This window comes from Candidatus Leptofilum sp., from assembly GCF_965223285.1.
In the GTDB taxonomy this organism is placed as follows: domain Bacteria; phylum Chloroflexota; class Anaerolineae; order Promineifilales; family Promineifilaceae; genus Leptofilum.
In genome coordinates, this window is sequence record NZ_OZ244997.1 from 4,259,053 (window position 1) to 4,274,362 (window position 15,310).

10 protein-coding genes are annotated in these 15,310 nt (G+C 53.1%); 6 read left to right on the forward strand and 4 right to left on the reverse strand.

Going from position 1 to position 15,310, the window contains the following annotated elements; translation table 11 throughout:
- Positions 1 to 31 precede the first annotated feature (31 nt).
- From ACOQPU_RS19160 to ACOQPU_RS19180, 5 genes are all read left to right on the forward strand, one after another.
- Entirely contained in the window at positions 32 to 2,077 is a 2,046-nt protein-coding gene (locus ACOQPU_RS19160) for a UvrD-helicase domain-containing protein (protein ID WP_420641440.1), read from the forward strand.
- A 127-nt stretch (positions 2,078 to 2,204) separates the two neighbouring features.
- A complete protein-coding gene (locus ACOQPU_RS19165; protein ID WP_420641441.1) occupies positions 2,205 to 2,615 on the forward strand; it encodes a response regulator in 411 nt (136 codons plus the stop codon).
- Positions 2,612 to 4,258 (forward strand): ATP-binding protein, encoded by a 1,647-nt coding sequence (locus tag ACOQPU_RS19170; protein ID WP_420641442.1) that lies wholly within the window; start codon positions 2,612 to 2,614, stop codon positions 4,256 to 4,258. Before ACOQPU_RS19165 ends, ACOQPU_RS19170 begins: the two co-directional genes overlap by 4 nt.
- 123 nt (positions 4,259 to 4,381) lie before the next feature.
- Positions 4,382 to 4,624, forward strand: coding sequence for a type II toxin-antitoxin system Phd/YefM family antitoxin (locus ACOQPU_RS19175; protein ID WP_420641443.1), 243 nt, complete (start codon positions 4,382 to 4,384; stop codon positions 4,622 to 4,624).
- On the forward strand, positions 4,621 to 4,884 hold the full coding sequence (locus ACOQPU_RS19180; protein ID WP_420641444.1) for a Txe/YoeB family addiction module toxin: 264 nt from the start codon (positions 4,621 to 4,623) through the stop codon (positions 4,882 to 4,884). Before ACOQPU_RS19175 ends, ACOQPU_RS19180 begins: the two co-directional genes overlap by 4 nt.
- 24 nt (positions 4,885 to 4,908) lie before the next feature.
- On the opposite strand, the gene ACOQPU_RS19185 is transcribed toward ACOQPU_RS19180, so the two are convergent.
- The 4 genes from ACOQPU_RS19185 to ACOQPU_RS19200 form a co-directional block, all read right to left on the reverse strand.
- Positions 4,909 to 10,164 carry a tetratricopeptide repeat protein gene (locus ACOQPU_RS19185; RefSeq protein ID WP_420641445.1) on the reverse strand — a complete coding sequence of 1,752 codons (5,256 nt, stop codon included), beginning with the start codon at positions 10,162 to 10,164 and terminating at the stop codon, positions 4,909 to 4,911.
- A gap of 69 nt (positions 10,165 to 10,233) precedes the next feature.
- A complete protein-coding gene (locus tag ACOQPU_RS19190) occupies positions 10,234 to 11,334 on the reverse strand; it encodes a hypothetical protein (protein WP_420641446.1) in 1,101 nt (366 codons plus the stop codon).
- Positions 11,335 to 11,603: 269 nt separating this feature from the next.
- Complete coding sequence (locus tag ACOQPU_RS19195) at positions 11,604 to 13,292, reverse strand: tetratricopeptide repeat protein (protein ID WP_420641447.1); 1,689 nt, start codon at positions 13,290 to 13,292, stop codon at positions 11,604 to 11,606.
- Positions 13,293 to 13,410: 118 nt separating this feature from the next.
- Positions 13,411 to 14,139 (reverse strand): rhomboid family intramembrane serine protease, encoded by a 729-nt coding sequence (locus ACOQPU_RS19200; RefSeq protein ID WP_420641448.1) that lies wholly within the window; start codon positions 14,137 to 14,139, stop codon positions 13,411 to 13,413.
- A 184-nt stretch (positions 14,140 to 14,323) separates the two neighbouring features.
- On the opposite strand from ACOQPU_RS19200, the gene ACOQPU_RS19205 reads away from it, so the two are divergent.
- Positions 14,324 to 15,286, forward strand: a complete 963-nt coding sequence (locus tag ACOQPU_RS19205) for an alpha/beta hydrolase (protein WP_420641449.1) — start codon at positions 14,324 to 14,326, stop codon at positions 15,284 to 15,286.
- The last annotated feature ends 24 nt before the right edge of the window (positions 15,287 to 15,310 follow it).

Sequence of the window (15,310 nt, forward strand, 5' to 3'; positions counted from 1 at the left end):
TACTTTAAAGATGGAAGGCTTGGAAATTACTTTGACTCCCACACAAGAAGCCGCCATCGCGGCGGAACAGACCAGCTTTTTGCTGGGTCCAGCCGGAACCGGCAAGACGTTTGCCCTGCAGCAACGCCTCCTTCGGCTTTTGCAAGATGGGGAACCTGCGTACACCTTGCTGGTCATCGTCGCCGAGCCAGATCAGGCGCAGGGCTACCTGGACGCGGTACACCAATCTGGCCTGGGGCCGTATGCAGATTTGAAGATCAGCACCTACAACCAGATGGCGATGGAGATGGTGAAGCTGTTTTGGCCATTGGTGGCGCGTTCGGCGGGGTTTGAACGGCCGTATCACCCTCCCACCTTCCTCAGCTACGACCTTGCCCAACTGCTCATGTGGCACATCATCACCCCTATGCTCAACGACGGCGCGTTTGCCGACCTGCGCCTGCGCCCCCAGCAAATTGTGAGCCAACTGCTAGACACCCTCAACCGCGCCGCGCTCAACAGCCTGAGTTTGGATGACGCGATTGAGCGGCAAGTGCGTACCTGGGCCGGTGAGCCGGAGCGCCTGCGCCACCTGAACGAAGCGGCCGACGCTGCCCGCCAGTTCCGCGCCACCTGCCTGCGCGACAGCCTGCTCGATTTGTCTTTGGCAATTGAAGTGTTCGACACGCAACTGGTGCAGCATCCCGAATTCCACAAATATTTCAGCGAGCGGTTCCGCCACCTCATCGTAGACAACATTGAGGAGCAAACCCCCGCCGGGCAAAATTTTGTGGCGGAACTGATGGATGAAACGGTGACAACGGCCGTTGCCTACGACGCCGCTGGTGGCTACAAACGATTCCTCGCCGCCGACCCGCTGGGTGCCAACAAATTCCGCAGCCTCAGTGCTTACGCCTTCGATTTCAAAGAGTCGTTCATCACCAGCACGCCGCTGACCCATTTAGCCAATCTGGTAGAAAACCAGCTCATGTTCAGTAACAAACCGTTTGCCGAGGCGCAGCAGGCAATTTTAGGCACGGTTGGTGGTCGCTACCGGCGTGAAATGGTCATCCAACTGGCCGATGCGCTGGTTGAGATGCTGACTGAGCATGATCTGCATCCGTCCGAAATAGCCATTATTGCCCCCTACCTGGATGGGGCACTGCGCTACATGCTGGGCAACGCCCTGCGAGACGCCGGATTGCCCTACTATTTGCTGCGCCGCCGCTCCAGCCCGCGTGATGAACCCCGCGTGCGTGCCTGGCTCACCTGGCTGGCGTTGGCGCATCCAGATTGGGGCTTGCCCCCCAGCCGGTACGACGTGGCTGAGGCGCTTACCCTCAGCATCAATGGGCTGGACCCGGCTCGTGCCGAACTGCTGGCCGAATGGCTTTACCAGCCAGAAACGGCTCACCTGCTGCCCATCTCCGAACTGCCGGAGCGCATCCAAAGCCGGGTGGGGATGGATTTTGTGGGCTTGTATGAGGAAATTCGCCTGTGGCTGGCGGGGCAGGATGGTGCGGCCAGCATCGACGCTTTTTTGCACAGCCTCTTTACCTTGCTTTCTGAGCGTCGTTTTCAGCCAGAACCAGACGTGGCGGGAGCGGCCGTCTGCGATTGGTTGGTGCAGGCGGCCACCCGGCTGCGCCAGTCGGCCGAAGCGATTGGGCTGACCACGCCCGATGCCGTGGGCTACGCCTTCATCGACGGCATCAACCAGGGGTTGGTGACGGCCAATCCGCCAGAATTAGGTGATCCACCTGACCCCAACGGCATCATGATTTCCACAATTTACGGCTACCTGCTGGCGGGTTCTCCGGTCCGGGTGCAGGTGTGGCTGGAAACGGCCGCAACTGGCTGGTGGGACATTCCCAACCAACCCCTCAGCAACGCCTTTGTGCTGGCGCAAAGCTACGATCCCAGCCAGCCGTGGACGATGGATAACGATTTCCACATCCGCAACCAACTGCTCAGCCGCATTGTGCGCGGCCTGACGGCGCGGTGCAGCGATGGTATTCTGCTGGCGACTAGCGATCTGGACCGGCGCGGCGTGCGCCAGGATGGGCCTTTGTGGCGGGCGTTGCAGGCAGTACGGTAGTCTGGCTCCGTGACTTTTTTCCCTGTGAACAGACAGTAAAAATTACTTTTGGGCTAGAAATTGGTTTATCCCCCTATGCTATACTGCTCCTAGTTAACCATATTAGGCGACATACAAGAGGGAAACTATGGCTGCCCAAACGCCGCAAACGATATTGATTATTGAAGATGATCCGGTCATCCGGGGCATCCTGCACATGAACTTAACAGATCAGGGCTATGACGTACTCAGCGCTGAGGACGGCCTGCAAGGGGTGCGGACTGCGAAAGAAACCCAGCCAGGCATTATTTTGATGGATATTCGCTTGCCTAACATTACAGGCTGGGAAGCGACTCGTCGCTTAAAAGTGGAGCCCAAAACTGCCCAAATTCCTATCATTGCGCTGACCGCCCAATCAACCTCAAAAGATTTACATCGCTGTTTTGAATCTGGGTGTGATGCATTTATGACCAAGCCAATTCAGTTTACCCAGCTGTTTACCAAAATTGAAATGTTACTCAATCGCTCGCTCGATCACTCCCAAGGCATTGCTGAATGATTTCGTTCAACCAACGCGACTACGACACCATGAACGACACCCGCGCTCACATTCTTGTAGTTGATGACAGCGATATTAATCGTAATATGCTAGCGCGCCGCTTAGAGCTGGTGGGGCATGAGGTGATTGAGGCAGAAAACGGCCGTACCGCCCTGGAAAAACTCACCACCCACTGTATCGACATCATCTTGCTAGACATCATGATGCCCATCATGAGTGGGTTTGAGCTGCTGCTTGTCCTCAAAGGGCAGCCGCACCTGCAAAACATTCCTGTCATCATCCTCTCTGCGGCAGACGACACAGAGAGCATTGTGCAAGGCATTGAGCTGGGGGCGGAAGATTATCTTGCCAAACCATATAACATGTCGTTGCTGAAGGCTCGTATTAACGCCAGCCTGACTCGCAAACGACTATATGACAAAGAGCAAGCTCGTTTAGAAGAGATTGCTATTTTGCAGCAAATTGATGCTGAGTTGACCACGACGTTGGAGATACGCCGGGTAATGGAAATGACACTTGGCTGGGCATTGCGGCAAGTGGGGGGCGAAGCTGGGGTGATGGGCGTTCTTGAAGAGGATCGCTTGCACATTTACGCATCGCAAGGGTACACCTACGAAATTTATGAAGATTCCCCCTTTGTGCTGCTAGATCAGCTACCAACCGCGCAGCAAGCACTTCATACCGAAGGGTTGGTGTATGAGCCGGAAACCAACGGGGCTGGCTTATTGGCTCGTACCCAGAGTCAAATCATTTTGCCACTTTACCGGGAAACGGCCGTTATTGCCCTGCTCATGTTGGAAAGCACCCAACCCAACCAGTGGCAGCCGGAACATTTAGACTTTTTGCAGCGACTGGGGAACCATGCCGCTAGCACGGTGGCCAATGCGCAACTGGTCGAAGCGTTGAAGCTGGCGAACGAGGCCAAAAGTGAATTTGTCTCTTTTGTGTCGCATGAGCTAAAAATTCCGATGACGTCCATCAAAGGGTATGCAGATTTGTTGCTCTCCGGCAATTTTGGCCCCATTAACGAGGCGCAAACCACATTTTTAGACACCATTCGCAGCAACGTGAACCGGATGAGCCGGTTGGTGAGCGACCTGTCGGACGTGTCGCGCTTGGAATCTGGGAAACTGCATTTGGAGACGCAACCGATTCAGTTGGCAGAGGTTGTGGACGAAGTGGCTTCCTCCACAAAGGCGCAAATAGAGGCCAAGCGGCAAGAGCTGGTGCTCACCGTGCCAGACAATTTGCCCGATGTGTGGGCAGATCGAAACCGTCTGGCGCAAATCCTGACGAATTTGGTGAGCAATGCGTACAAATACACACCGGAAAACGGCCGTATCACCATTTGTGCTGAAGAGATGAACAGCGTCAACGAAGAGGCGGAAGTGCAGCCAATGATTCATGTCTCTGTCGCGGACACAGGCCTGGGCATTAAGGAAGAGGAGCAACAGGCGATCTTCAACAAATTCTTCCGGGGCAGCGACGATGAGGCACTTCGATCACCAGGTACGGGCTTGGGGCTAAATATCACCAAGAATTTAGTGGAACTGCACGACGGCCGTATCTGGTTCGAGAGCAAATACCGTGAGGGGACGACGTTTCACTTCATAATTCCGGTTGCCAATGGGCATGTGGGGTGACAAGGTGAACGGGTGATTAGCTGCCTATTCACCAATATCTTGACAAGTCGTACGGAATAACGTACCATTCCTTCATTCATTTAAGCCAAAAGCAAGACCTAGTAAAATTTATTGGAGTGAAACATGACAACGGTTACTGTAACTGAAGCACGCGCCACCCTTTATCGCCTGCTAGATGAGGTTGCTCAATCACATGAGCCAGTCGTTATTACCGGCAAGCGTAACAACGCTGTCTTGATTTCTGAAGATGATTGGCGGGCAATCGAAGAAACATTATATCTTTTGAGTGTGCCGGGGATGCGGGATTCAATTATTGAAGGTATGGAAACCCCGCTAGAACAGCTAGATGAAGAGGCTGGCTGGTGAGCTGGCGCATCGTTTTTACCAAGCAGGCCAAAAAGGACGCCAAAAAAGTAGCTCGTGCTGGATTGCGTCCCAAAGCTGAAGAACTGCTAGACATCCTCCGCCGAAATCCGTACCAAACACCCCCCAGATACGAAAAATTGATAGGTGACCTTTCTGGTGCATACTCGCGCCGTATCAACATTCAGCATCGGTTGGTTTACCAACTGTACGAAGACGAAAAAACGGTAAAAATTCTCCGCATGTGGACGCATTATGAATAATGTCGTAGGGTCGATGCCTTGACCTTACTCCGCCTCTTTCAACGCTTCCAAAATGGGTTCGGCAATTCGTGCTAGCTCTGGATTCTGCTGCTGACCGAGCAGGGTTTCCAAATCGCTGATAGCGCGAGGAAGCTGATCGTCGTTGCTGTCGTAGCGGGCGAGCAGGGTGAGGCCAGCGGCGTAGGCTTCTTCTGCCAGCTCATACTGCTCCAGCCGGAGCGCGGTGAGCCCCACTTTGAAGACCGTTTCGGTGAGGTCGTTGAGGGCGTTTTCACTGGTAGGCTGGATAAGCTGGACGGCAATCAAATAATCGTCAATTGCTTGTTGATAGCTGCCTTCTTCATAGCGTAAATCGCCGCGCCGCAGGTAATGCCAGCCCAAGTTGGCATCTACGAAGAAGTCTCGCCACACTTGATGTTCGGTTGGATTCAAGGCGTGGGCACGCTCCACATCAGCGATGAGTTGGGCGTAGACCAGGCTGGCGCTGTTTTCCCAACCGGGTTGGGCCGGGAACAGGTCTCGCACCAGGCGGAAACCGTACTCGGCGCGGTACCGCCAATATAAATCGGGCTGATCGAGTTGGGCAACGGCCGTTTCCCTTTCACTTACATCATCCAGCAATGGCCAATACCACTGCCTTAGGCTCACCTCGTCATAGCTTAAGGCAAACCCTGCCAAATTGGCTCCTGCTTCGCGCACCGCGCCGATGTCGCGTGTCGCCACCGCCAGTTCCAAACCCAAATTGCCCAATAGAGAAGCGCGTTGCCAACGGCCGTCTAGCAACGCTGCTTGGGCCAAAGCAAACGCCGTCGCCGCGTCGGTAATGTCGGCCGGATCAATTTCTACCTCGCTCTCGCGCAGCAGGTTGAGCAAGGATGTTACGTTTGCGTTGGTGCGCTCGGCAAACTGGATCAAATCGGCCTCAGCCAGCAGGATGGCCGCGCCGTCTTCAGCTTGCTCGGCGCGGAGCAGCCCCTCTTTGTACCATATCTCTGCCTGGGCTAAATCGCCCAAAGCGACGGCAGCCAGACCCGCCTTAAAGGGGGCACGCACCACTTCCGGGGCGCGGCTGGCGACCAGTTCGTAGTAACCCAGTGCCACGTCGTATTCGCCGTTGGCAAAACGGCTATCACCTTGTGCCAGCGAGCCATCGGTAGCGCGGGGATAGATGATCTCCCGCCAGCGGTTAGGCTGGTAGTCGCCGAAATCGTCTGGGTTAAGGGCCAGAGCAGCATCCGTGTCATCCAGAGCATCAAACAGCCAGACACGCGCGGAGGGGCCGGTGCCCGCGGGTAGATTGAGCCAAATGCCATAGGCGGTACGGCCGCGTACGTGGTAATAATTTGGATTGGTGGGGTCTAATTCAATAGCTTTGCTGTAGCTGTCAATTGTTTCTTTCAGCACTTCCACCAAATCGTAGCCGGGGCAGCTTCGCAGTAAATATTGCACCCGCGCCAGCGATTGGTAAGTGGTGGCCACGTCTTCTGGGGCGCGACCGGGCAGGGAGACGGCCGTTCTAAAGTTCTGTATCGCCAGCAGCAGTTCGTTGGCAGAGGCCAGCTTCTGCTCATCAGTCAGGTTGGGGTCGGCGCAGCGGTCTTGCGCCAGCGTGCCTTGCCCATCTTGCAGCATCCCCAGCCGCCAATGCAGTGTCCCCAATGAGAGGTAGATGGTAGGGTCGTCGGGGATGAGTTCTGCCGTTTTTTCCCACGCGTCCAACGCTTTGTCATAGTCGCGCAGGGAGTAGTAGCTAAAGCCCAGCCCCAAATAGGCTTCGTCGGAGTTGCTGTTGAGGGAAACGGCCGTTTCAAACCGCTCTACCGCCGCTTCATACCGATTTTGCCCATAGGCCAACCAGCCCAAACCCGTCCACGCCTGCACCTGGCTTTGCACGTCCAACGCCCGCTCGCCAGAGATAGCCAGCGCATCCTGGTAGTTGCTTTCTGCCGCCATCACATCCCCCAAAATGTGGTAAGTCACGCCACGCCACAAACGGTAATAGGCGTTGTCTGGCTGGGAGGCGATAAGCTGCCCCTGCTCTTTCAAAATCGTCTGGAAGTCGGGGAATTCTACATCGGCCTGGGTGCTGAAGCCCAGCCGGGCCATGTTGCGGCTGGCCAGCAGTTCCGTGTTGTTACTGAAGTTGGTCAGCTGATCGTAATCAGCCAGGGCGGTCGCAAAATCGCCAAGCTGCATGTAAATAGCAGCCCGATTGGACTGCGCCTGAAACCAGACGGCCTGGTCGGGGCGCAAAATTGGTGAGAGCAGCTCGACGGCCGCACGGGTATCGACCACGCCCAAAATTTTGCGTTGGGCAATCTCGATGGCGCGATCGTAAGCGTTTACGGCGTCCCAACTGAGCTTGTTGGCAATTTCCGGGTTTGTTTCCAGCAGGGAATCATCCCGCAGGCTGTTGCCGACGATGAGGAAATGGTAGCTGCTTACTTCGCGTAGCAGGTGACCACCCATTAAAAATAAAGTGGATAAGCCCAAGATTAATCCGCTTAGCCGTACCCAGGCGGGATAGGTGCGGGGCTTGTTCGGCCAAATTCGCGTTTGCCAGAAGGCGCGCACGGCACCAAATATCATGAGCAAAATGCCTAGCGATGGGTAAATGTCTGGCAGCGTAAACCAGGGGACGAAGATGGAGCCAAGCCGCAGCAACAGCAAAAACAGCCCGGCTAGCCCAATCCAGGCGGCGAGGCGGCTTTTTTCATACATTTGGTGGCGAATTTGCAACGGCCGTAACACAAATGCCCACAGCGGCGGCACAAATAAACCGAGGTAGAGGTACGGATACAAATCGGCCAGGCTGTATGGGGTGCCGGGGAAGTCGAAGTTGAGCAGGTTGGGGAAGCTGCTGCCCAGGAAGGCCAGTATTGTTAGCGTGGCGGCACTGCCGATGTACCAGGCTCCCATACGACCGTATACCAGCTTGTAGCTCCAATCCTGGTTGGGGAGGGCGGCGGGTAGGTAGTTGCCCACCCGCTGGCGCACAGTTTCGTAGCGGGCGGTGTTGCCCGGCACGATGAGTTGAGCAGCATCTGTGTTGAGGGCAAAGGCGGAATCATCTGCCAGCGGTTCGCGCACCAGCTTGAGATCGGCAATCACCATGTTGGTAGCGTCATCCCAGGCGATTTGCGCATTATTGACGCGTAAACCGTGGTTGTTTAGCCGCACGCGGCCCTGCCCGGCCCGCTGCAGGGTGGTGAGGGGGGTAAATACGAGGGCGGCAATGCCAACGGCCGTTGACAGCACAACGTAGGCCAGCAGCAATCCAATGCCTAACTGGATCGCCACATCTGTATCGGTAGAGGGAATGGCATTGACAGCCAAACCAGCGTCGGCCACGGCAGGGCGGAACTGGAGCGGAGCGGCCGTATTGCCCACTGCTGGAGCATCAGGCGCGATGTCGGCATCGGGGTTGCCCTGGGTGGCGTCCAACTCTTCGATGATGAGGGCGGGCCACAGCACAAATTCGCGCCCCTGAAAGGTGATAGCAGGGGAGACCAAGCTGCCGGTATCTAATCGAATGCTGTACAGTGGCAGCAAAAAAATGACGATGGAAAGAAAAATGAAAACGGCATGGCGGAAGAGAACGGTGGCGGGGTGGCGGTAGCGGATCGGGTAGACAAATTCGGAAACGGCCGTACTGACCCGTCTGGCTGCTTCCTGCTGATTTTCATCAATCGTGTCGTCTTCGGTAATGGTCTGAAGGCGATCGGCAATCTCGGTGATCCAAATACGATCATTTTGCTGCTGGTATAGCTTAAGTGCCCGCTCAAAGTGGAGAATGGCTTCGGCAACGGCGTTGCTGCCAGCTTGGGCTAGCCCCAGATTGGATTCGGCCAGCAAGACGCGGGCACGCGCTTCCAGCCGGTCATCTTCGTACTGGGCAATTTCGGGCAGTGCCTCATTGGCGTAATGGCGGGCGGCTTCTGGCTCGCCTTGCCCCAGCATTGCCTCGGCTAAGCCCAAATTGACGGAGAGTCGCCGGTAGCTGCCCAGTGGGGCTTCTTCTTCCGCGAGCAGCCGCCGGAAGAGCGTTTCAGCCTTCTGGTTGTCGTCCAGGCTCAGGTACAGGTAAGCCAGCTTCTCATCGGCTGCCACGCTTTCAACTGGCTCACCGTGCGCTTCCAGCAGCTTGTCTGCCTGCTTGTACTGGTGGGCACCGCTCACAAACAGCCGGGTGACAATCCAATCCAGATTGAGCAGCGTGGGCCAAAAGCGAGGGTGCCACACGCGCCGCCCCAGGTAGAAGCTCATGTAAAACAGCAGCGGCAGCGAGAGCAAGAAGATGGCAAAGTCACGCAGCCGATGCAGCCAGTTAGGGGCTTCTGGCATGACGGGTGGATTGTGTTCGCGGGTGGCGTCGGCTAGCCTCACGTAGGCGTCGCCTAGGGCAATGCGAGTGTAGGCGCGTTCAATCTGGATGCGAACCTGGTCGGTTGCGCCGCTGATGACTTGGGGTTGGGTAGCAACGGCCGTTTCCCCTGCCACCAATCGCGCTTCTTCAGCATCAAACAGGGTCAGCGTTTCCTGGTAAGCGTCAATCGCTTCTACAAATTGCCCCGCATGTGCCAATGAGTCGCCGTGGGCGCGCACCACGTAAGGCAGCAGCAGTGGCGATAGGTCCGGCTTGGCGCGTAGCTCGGCCAGCGTTTCCAGGCTGTTTTGCCACAGGCCGCGCATTTGGTTCACCCGTGCCCACATATGACGCAGCAAATCATCCAGCAACGACAAATCTTCCTTGAGGGCGACGAGATAAAAGCGAGCATCCGTCACGGTATCTAGCAGCCGCTCAATTTCGGCAAACTGACGCTCTTTTTGGTAAGTGCGGAAGGCGTTGATGAGGGTGTTGATGCCAGCGGTCTGATCTACAAAGAGCAGATGATACAGTACCAGCCGATGCTGTAGCTGTGGATTAGGATTGGGATTGGCTTGCCAGTAGCCCAGGGCGCGTTGGTGGGTGGTGAGGTATGCTTCCCGGTCGCGGGCAATCCAGCGGCGTTGCAAAAATACGCGCTCGTCGGGGCGCACTGAGTAGGTTTCGGGTTCGCCGTTGGCGGTGGGCAGGGTGCGGACAAAGGAGTAGCGCAGCAGTCGTTCGATGAGGCCAGGGTTACGGCCGTCCTCCGTCTGGCGCATGGCTGCAAATAGATCGGCACTAAACCAGGTGGGTACGGCCGCTAGGTACAGCGCTTCCGCCATCATCGGATGCACTTCATCCAAAATGCGGTTTAAATAGGCGGTGGTTGTGGCGGTAATGTCGCTGCTCATAATTTTTTTGCCACACAGGGCACAGAGAAAAAGGAGATTTTCCCTCTCTAATCTCTGTATTCTCTGTGGCTAAAGATCATTAAAAAAGTCGTCGTCGGCACTGGTGGTGGCCATAGCGTGGTCGGCCATCATGGCCAGCGCACCGGGCACGCCGCCGCTGGTTACTAAAATAGTGCGCCAATCTAGCCCCAGCGAAACTTTGCGCTTTTCCTCAAAATATTCTCGCACAATCGCTTCATCAAACGGCTCTAGTTGCGTCTTTACCAACAAATTGTTCATGTTCAGGTCGCTCAGGTCTGGGGTTTGCCGTCCGGTGATGATGATGACCAGTTTGCTAAGCTGACTGTCGCGCAGCCGAGTGAGTAGCTCTTGCCGCAGCCAGCGATTGGCATCTGGTTTGATCGCTTCATAAGAGTCAATGAGCAAAACCACTGGCGCGCGATCCGCCAACAAATCGGCCAGGGCGGCAAAAAAGGCGTCATTTATTTGCCGCTCGATGCGGGTTTGGTCGGCGGCGCTATCTGTGCGTAAAAAGCCCATGTTGTCTTCGGTGATGGCGGCGTTAGCAGGCTGGGCGGCTTCTGGTGCACTTGGTTGGTAGGCATCCAGGCCGTCCCACCAATTTAGGTGGGTTCGCAGTTCGGCGCAGCGGGTGATGAGCGTTGTGAGTAGCTGGCGGCGTTGGCAGTAGGCCACTAGGGAAACTGCCCGTGCAGAAAGCGTGTCGCCACGCAGCTCGTCGTAATTGATGCTGATGTCCAGGCAAATGGTGCGAATTTCATCCAGATTGAAGCTGGCGACAATGTTTTGCTGCAAGAGGCCGAGGCCGGAAACAGTGCCAGCCGACGCATCACTGTAGCTATTGATGATTTCGTTGAGCTGGTTGAAGTAGGCGGGCTGATCTAGCTGCCGCCGGATCAAGCGAATCAGCCCTAAAAAATCATGGTGGTCTTGCTTGGGATTGCGAAAATCGACGTAGACGGCGGGGAGGTTGACCGTTGTTTCCTGGCAATGATCCTGCATTCGACCCGCCAGCCACGTTTTGCCCATATCTTTGGTGGCCTGAATTAGCATCACAGCCTGCCGCGTTTCGGGGCGCAGCAGTTTCTGGAAGCCGAGGAATTTGCGTTCCTGATTAACAAACAGGGCGGGATTGTAAATATTGCTCATACACTTCTGCAATTTTGTTGAACCTGTTTACAAATGTGCCGATTATGATAGCCGGAAATTGATCTCCTGTCTTCAACTATGAATAATATGAGGTCAGGTTAATGGCGTAAAAACAACGAGTGAAATGGTAACGTTTTCTCCGCCTATGAGCAAAGATAGGAATTTATATGAAATAGCATGCTATATCTTTGAAATCGGGAATTATTTTATTATGCACAAATGGCGAAATCGCAAAAAACACCGCTTAGAAAATTTATGTAAATTGTGATTTAGTTCTTATTGAGTTCGTTTATACTTTGTATAACAAAATCCCGATTAGGCGTTGTTGGATATAGTTCTAAGTATGTTTCAAAATCTTGAATAGCTAATTCTTTGTTTCCTAAAGCCATATATAAACGTGCTCTGCTTAAATAAGCTGGATAGAATCGAGGTTCACTTTCAATTGCAACATTAAAGTCCTCTAGTGCTGCGTCGTATTCTTCAATTTTTAGATATAACAGACCTCGATTGTTTAAAGGTATTAGTGCTGGATTAGGATTTTGATAGATTTCAAAGGCGATTTCAATGGCAGTTGTGTAGTCTTGTATAGCTTTTTCAAACTCCCCCAGATCTTGATGGGCATTTCCACGATGTACAAATAATTTATTGCTGGTTGGGGACTCCAAAATCCCTATAGTGTACATTTCAATAGCCTCTTCAAATTTTTCTTGGTTGCTATATATGTTTCCCAACTCATAATAAGAACCCCAATAACTAGGATCTAGTTCAATCGATTTAAGATAATCTATCTCGGCTAAATCTGAAAAACCATCTAGATAATACTGGAGCCCACGATTGAAATAAGTTCCTCCCAGAAGCTCGGGTTCGCATGTACTTGGATATGAGATAGTACAGCGCTCAATATATCTGTTAAGATTTGCAATCCGTAACCCAAGTTGATTTTTTGCTAGCCAAATATCGGCTCTTACAAGATAAACAAGGTTGAGTCTTCTGTCTAACTCTTCAGCATCATTTAAACGCTCTAAAGCACTATCATAGTCCTCGTTTAAATAATGCAAAACCCCTAAAGTAAGGTATGCATTTGCTAACCCTTGAACTTCCTCATTCAAGTCAAGTGCTACCTCACCGATTGCTTGTTCTATTATTTGAATGGCACGATTATATTCACCTTCGGAATACAATAATTGACCAATTGTAAAAAGGGACAAAAAGGATATTTGAGCTGGAATATTCGAAACAGTAAAGCTATGATAATCTTCTAAACTTAATAGCTGTACAGCTTCAGTTTCAGTAACTTCAATATCAGTAACTATTAATTCATTTGATGGTAGTGGCAATGGGTTTAGATTTAAATAGTTAACAACTATTCTTGCTCCAGTTACAGACCCCCAGACAATAACATTTGCATCCGACCTCTTACCAATTATTTCGGCTGATTTCCGTTCGTTGCTATCTAGACTAACTTCTGCGATTTCGACTCTTAACTTTGACAAATCAATATCTTTGCTAATGTCTTCAATCCTTCGTTTAATTTCGTTGTGTAACTCCGTATCTATGACCCCCTCAGAAATATGAAATGGGGCAATTACGATTAAATATTCCTCCTCACTTGCAGCGGGAACGGAACTTAAAATCCCCCATCTCTGAAGCTGGGTTCTGGCACCACCCCAATCTGCTAATATACTCACAATAGCTAAAATTGCTACGATTGTTGCTAAACCAGTGCCTAGTTTCTTGATCCTTGGAATAATTCGCTGCTGTCTTTCTTGACGCTGTTTATGCTGAATAGTAGTCTGGTTGTTTTCTAGCCACTCATCTACAGATTTTTCTGGAATTATCCAGCGCCCTTTTTCTTTTTTTGCGTCTTTAATTAGCCCCTGACGGCATAACAGACTAACTTCACGAGGTGTAAGTTTCATAATTTTTGATGCTTCGGTAGCATTTAAATTTGATGGCATTTTTGAGAAAATATCCTTGCAAAGTTTTCGATGACTTGAATAAGTATAGCATGGCAAACTTAACTTTTAACTTTATCAAAAACATTTAGGGGATTTATTTCTAAATTTGAGGGTAATTTTATCCAGTCTTGATATCGAATAGTTTGATGAGTGCCAAACCGGCAATGAAGCCGCCGATGTGGGCGGCGTAGGCGACGCCGTCGCTGCTGCCAGTGACGCTGCCCAAGCCACCAACTAGCTGCAAAACAAACCAAAGTCCCACAGCAAAAATGGCGCGCACCTGGGTCACCACCCGCACCATGATGACGCGCACGCGGTTGCGCGGGAAGAGCAGCAGGTAGCCGCCCAGCACGCCCGCAATTGCCCCGGAGGCACCCAGGCTGGGGATGAGCAAATTGTCGCCCAACAGCACCGAGGCGGCGACGTGGGAGAGGGAAGCCAGTAGACCCGTGAATAGGTAGAAAGCCAGGAAACGGCCGTGTCCCAAGCGATCCTCCAAATTATCCCCAAAAATCCACAGGTAAAGCATATTGCCACCGATATGCGCCCAGCCACCGTGCATAAACATGGCCGTGAGCAGGGTAATATAGACAGAAATCGGGGTGGGTTGCAAGCCGGGAATGATGAACTGCTGTCCGGTGGTGGATTCAATATAAACTTGGTTTTCTGTGACCAAATCTTCGCCAGAAATAATTTCTTGCGGCACGGTGGAGAAGGCGTAGGTAAACTCCAGGTTGTTCCCTGCCCCCTGGAAAATGATGAAAACGAGAAGATTGAGGGCGATCAAAATGTAGTTGACGTAGGGGGTGGTGGTACGGCCGTAATTGTCATCACCAATTGGAATCATGTTCTGCTCCTTGTTTTAGTGGCTGGTTGTTAGCGATTGGTTCTTTCTACTGGCCACTAGCCGCTAGCCACCAACTCAATTCATAGCATGAAAGTGGGGATTGGGCGAATTTGGGTGGGTACGGCCGTTCCCCAACCGTTTCTGTGCTAAAATTTGCCGCACCCATAAAACAAGCGAAGGAAAGATGAAAAGAAAAATTGTGTGGATTCCCTTGCTAATTATTTTGGTGCTGGCCCTTGTTTTTCTGGCTGGGCCGCACGTAGCCGTAGACACCGAAATCGCCCCGGCTACATTGCCAGATGATTTGGACAGCTACCTGGCTGCGTCCGAAGCGCAGTTTAGCGACATCGTGCCTAATACAGAGAAGACCATCATTTGGGCGGGCGAGCCGGGGCAGCAGACAGAGTTTGCGGTGGTGTACCTGCACGGTTTTTCGGCGACGCGGCAGGAGAGCGTGCCGCTGTCTGACAACGTGGCGGCAGAGCTGGGGGCGAATTTGTTTTATACAAGGTTTACGGGACACGGCCGTTCCGGTGAGGCAATGGCCGAAGCAACTGTGAATGATTGGCTCAATGACACTTGGGAAGCGTACCAGATTGGGCAGCGGCTGGGTGAAAAAGTGATTGTGATTGGTTTGTCTACAGGCGGAACGGCCGCAACCTGGCTGGCGGCCCAACCCGACACCGACAATTTACTGGCCACCGTGCTCATCTCGCCAAACTTTGGCCCCAACGATCCCACCTCAGAGATTCTCACCTGGCCCTGGGCGGAGCAAATTGTCAACGTTGTTATTGGCCCAGAGCGCAGTTGGGAACCTGCCAACGAGGGCCACGCCCAATATTGGACCGAACGCTACCCCACCCGCGCCATCTTGCCGATGATGGGGCTGGTCAAGCTCACCCGCCGCGCCGATTTAGCGGGTATTCAAAGCCCGGTGCTACTAATCTACTCCCCCAACGACATGGTGGTTAGCCCTGCGAAAACTGAGGAAATCTACGCCCAGATTGGCGCAGCATCCAAAGATATTGCGTCGATCACCGACGCGCAGGATGAAGATAGCCACGTGCTGGCTGGGGACATTTTGGCACCTAAGGACACGGCCCGGATGCAACAGATCATCCTCGATTTTGTCGCTGAATTGCCTTGAATTTTTTGCCACAGAGAAAAGCAA

Excerpts from the sequence above, each read along its gene's own strand:
- ACOQPU_RS19165 (WP_420641441.1), top strand. The coding sequence starts at position 2,205 with ATGGCTGCCCAAACGCCGCAAACGATATTGATTATTGAAGATGATCCG.
- ACOQPU_RS19170 (WP_420641442.1), top strand. The coding sequence starts at position 2,612 with ATGATTTCGTTCAACCAACGCGACTACGACACCATGAACGACACCCGC.
- ACOQPU_RS19175 (WP_420641443.1), top strand. The coding sequence starts at position 4,382 with ATGACAACGGTTACTGTAACTGAAGCACGCGCCACCCTTTATCGCCTG.
- ACOQPU_RS19185 (WP_420641445.1), bottom strand. The coding sequence starts at position 10,164 with ATGAGCAGCGACATTACCGCCACAACCACCGCCTATTTAAACCGCATT.
- ACOQPU_RS19190 (WP_420641446.1), bottom strand. The coding sequence starts at position 11,334 with ATGAGCAATATTTACAATCCCGCCCTGTTTGTTAATCAGGAACGCAAA.
- ACOQPU_RS19195 (WP_420641447.1), bottom strand. The coding sequence starts at position 13,292 with ATGCCATCAAATTTAAATGCTACCGAAGCATCAAAAATTATGAAACTT.
- ACOQPU_RS19200 (WP_420641448.1), bottom strand. The coding sequence starts at position 14,139 with ATGATTCCAATTGGTGATGACAATTACGGCCGTACCACCACCCCCTAC.
- ACOQPU_RS19205 (WP_420641449.1), top strand. The coding sequence starts at position 14,324 with ATGAAAAGAAAAATTGTGTGGATTCCCTTGCTAATTATTTTGGTGCTG.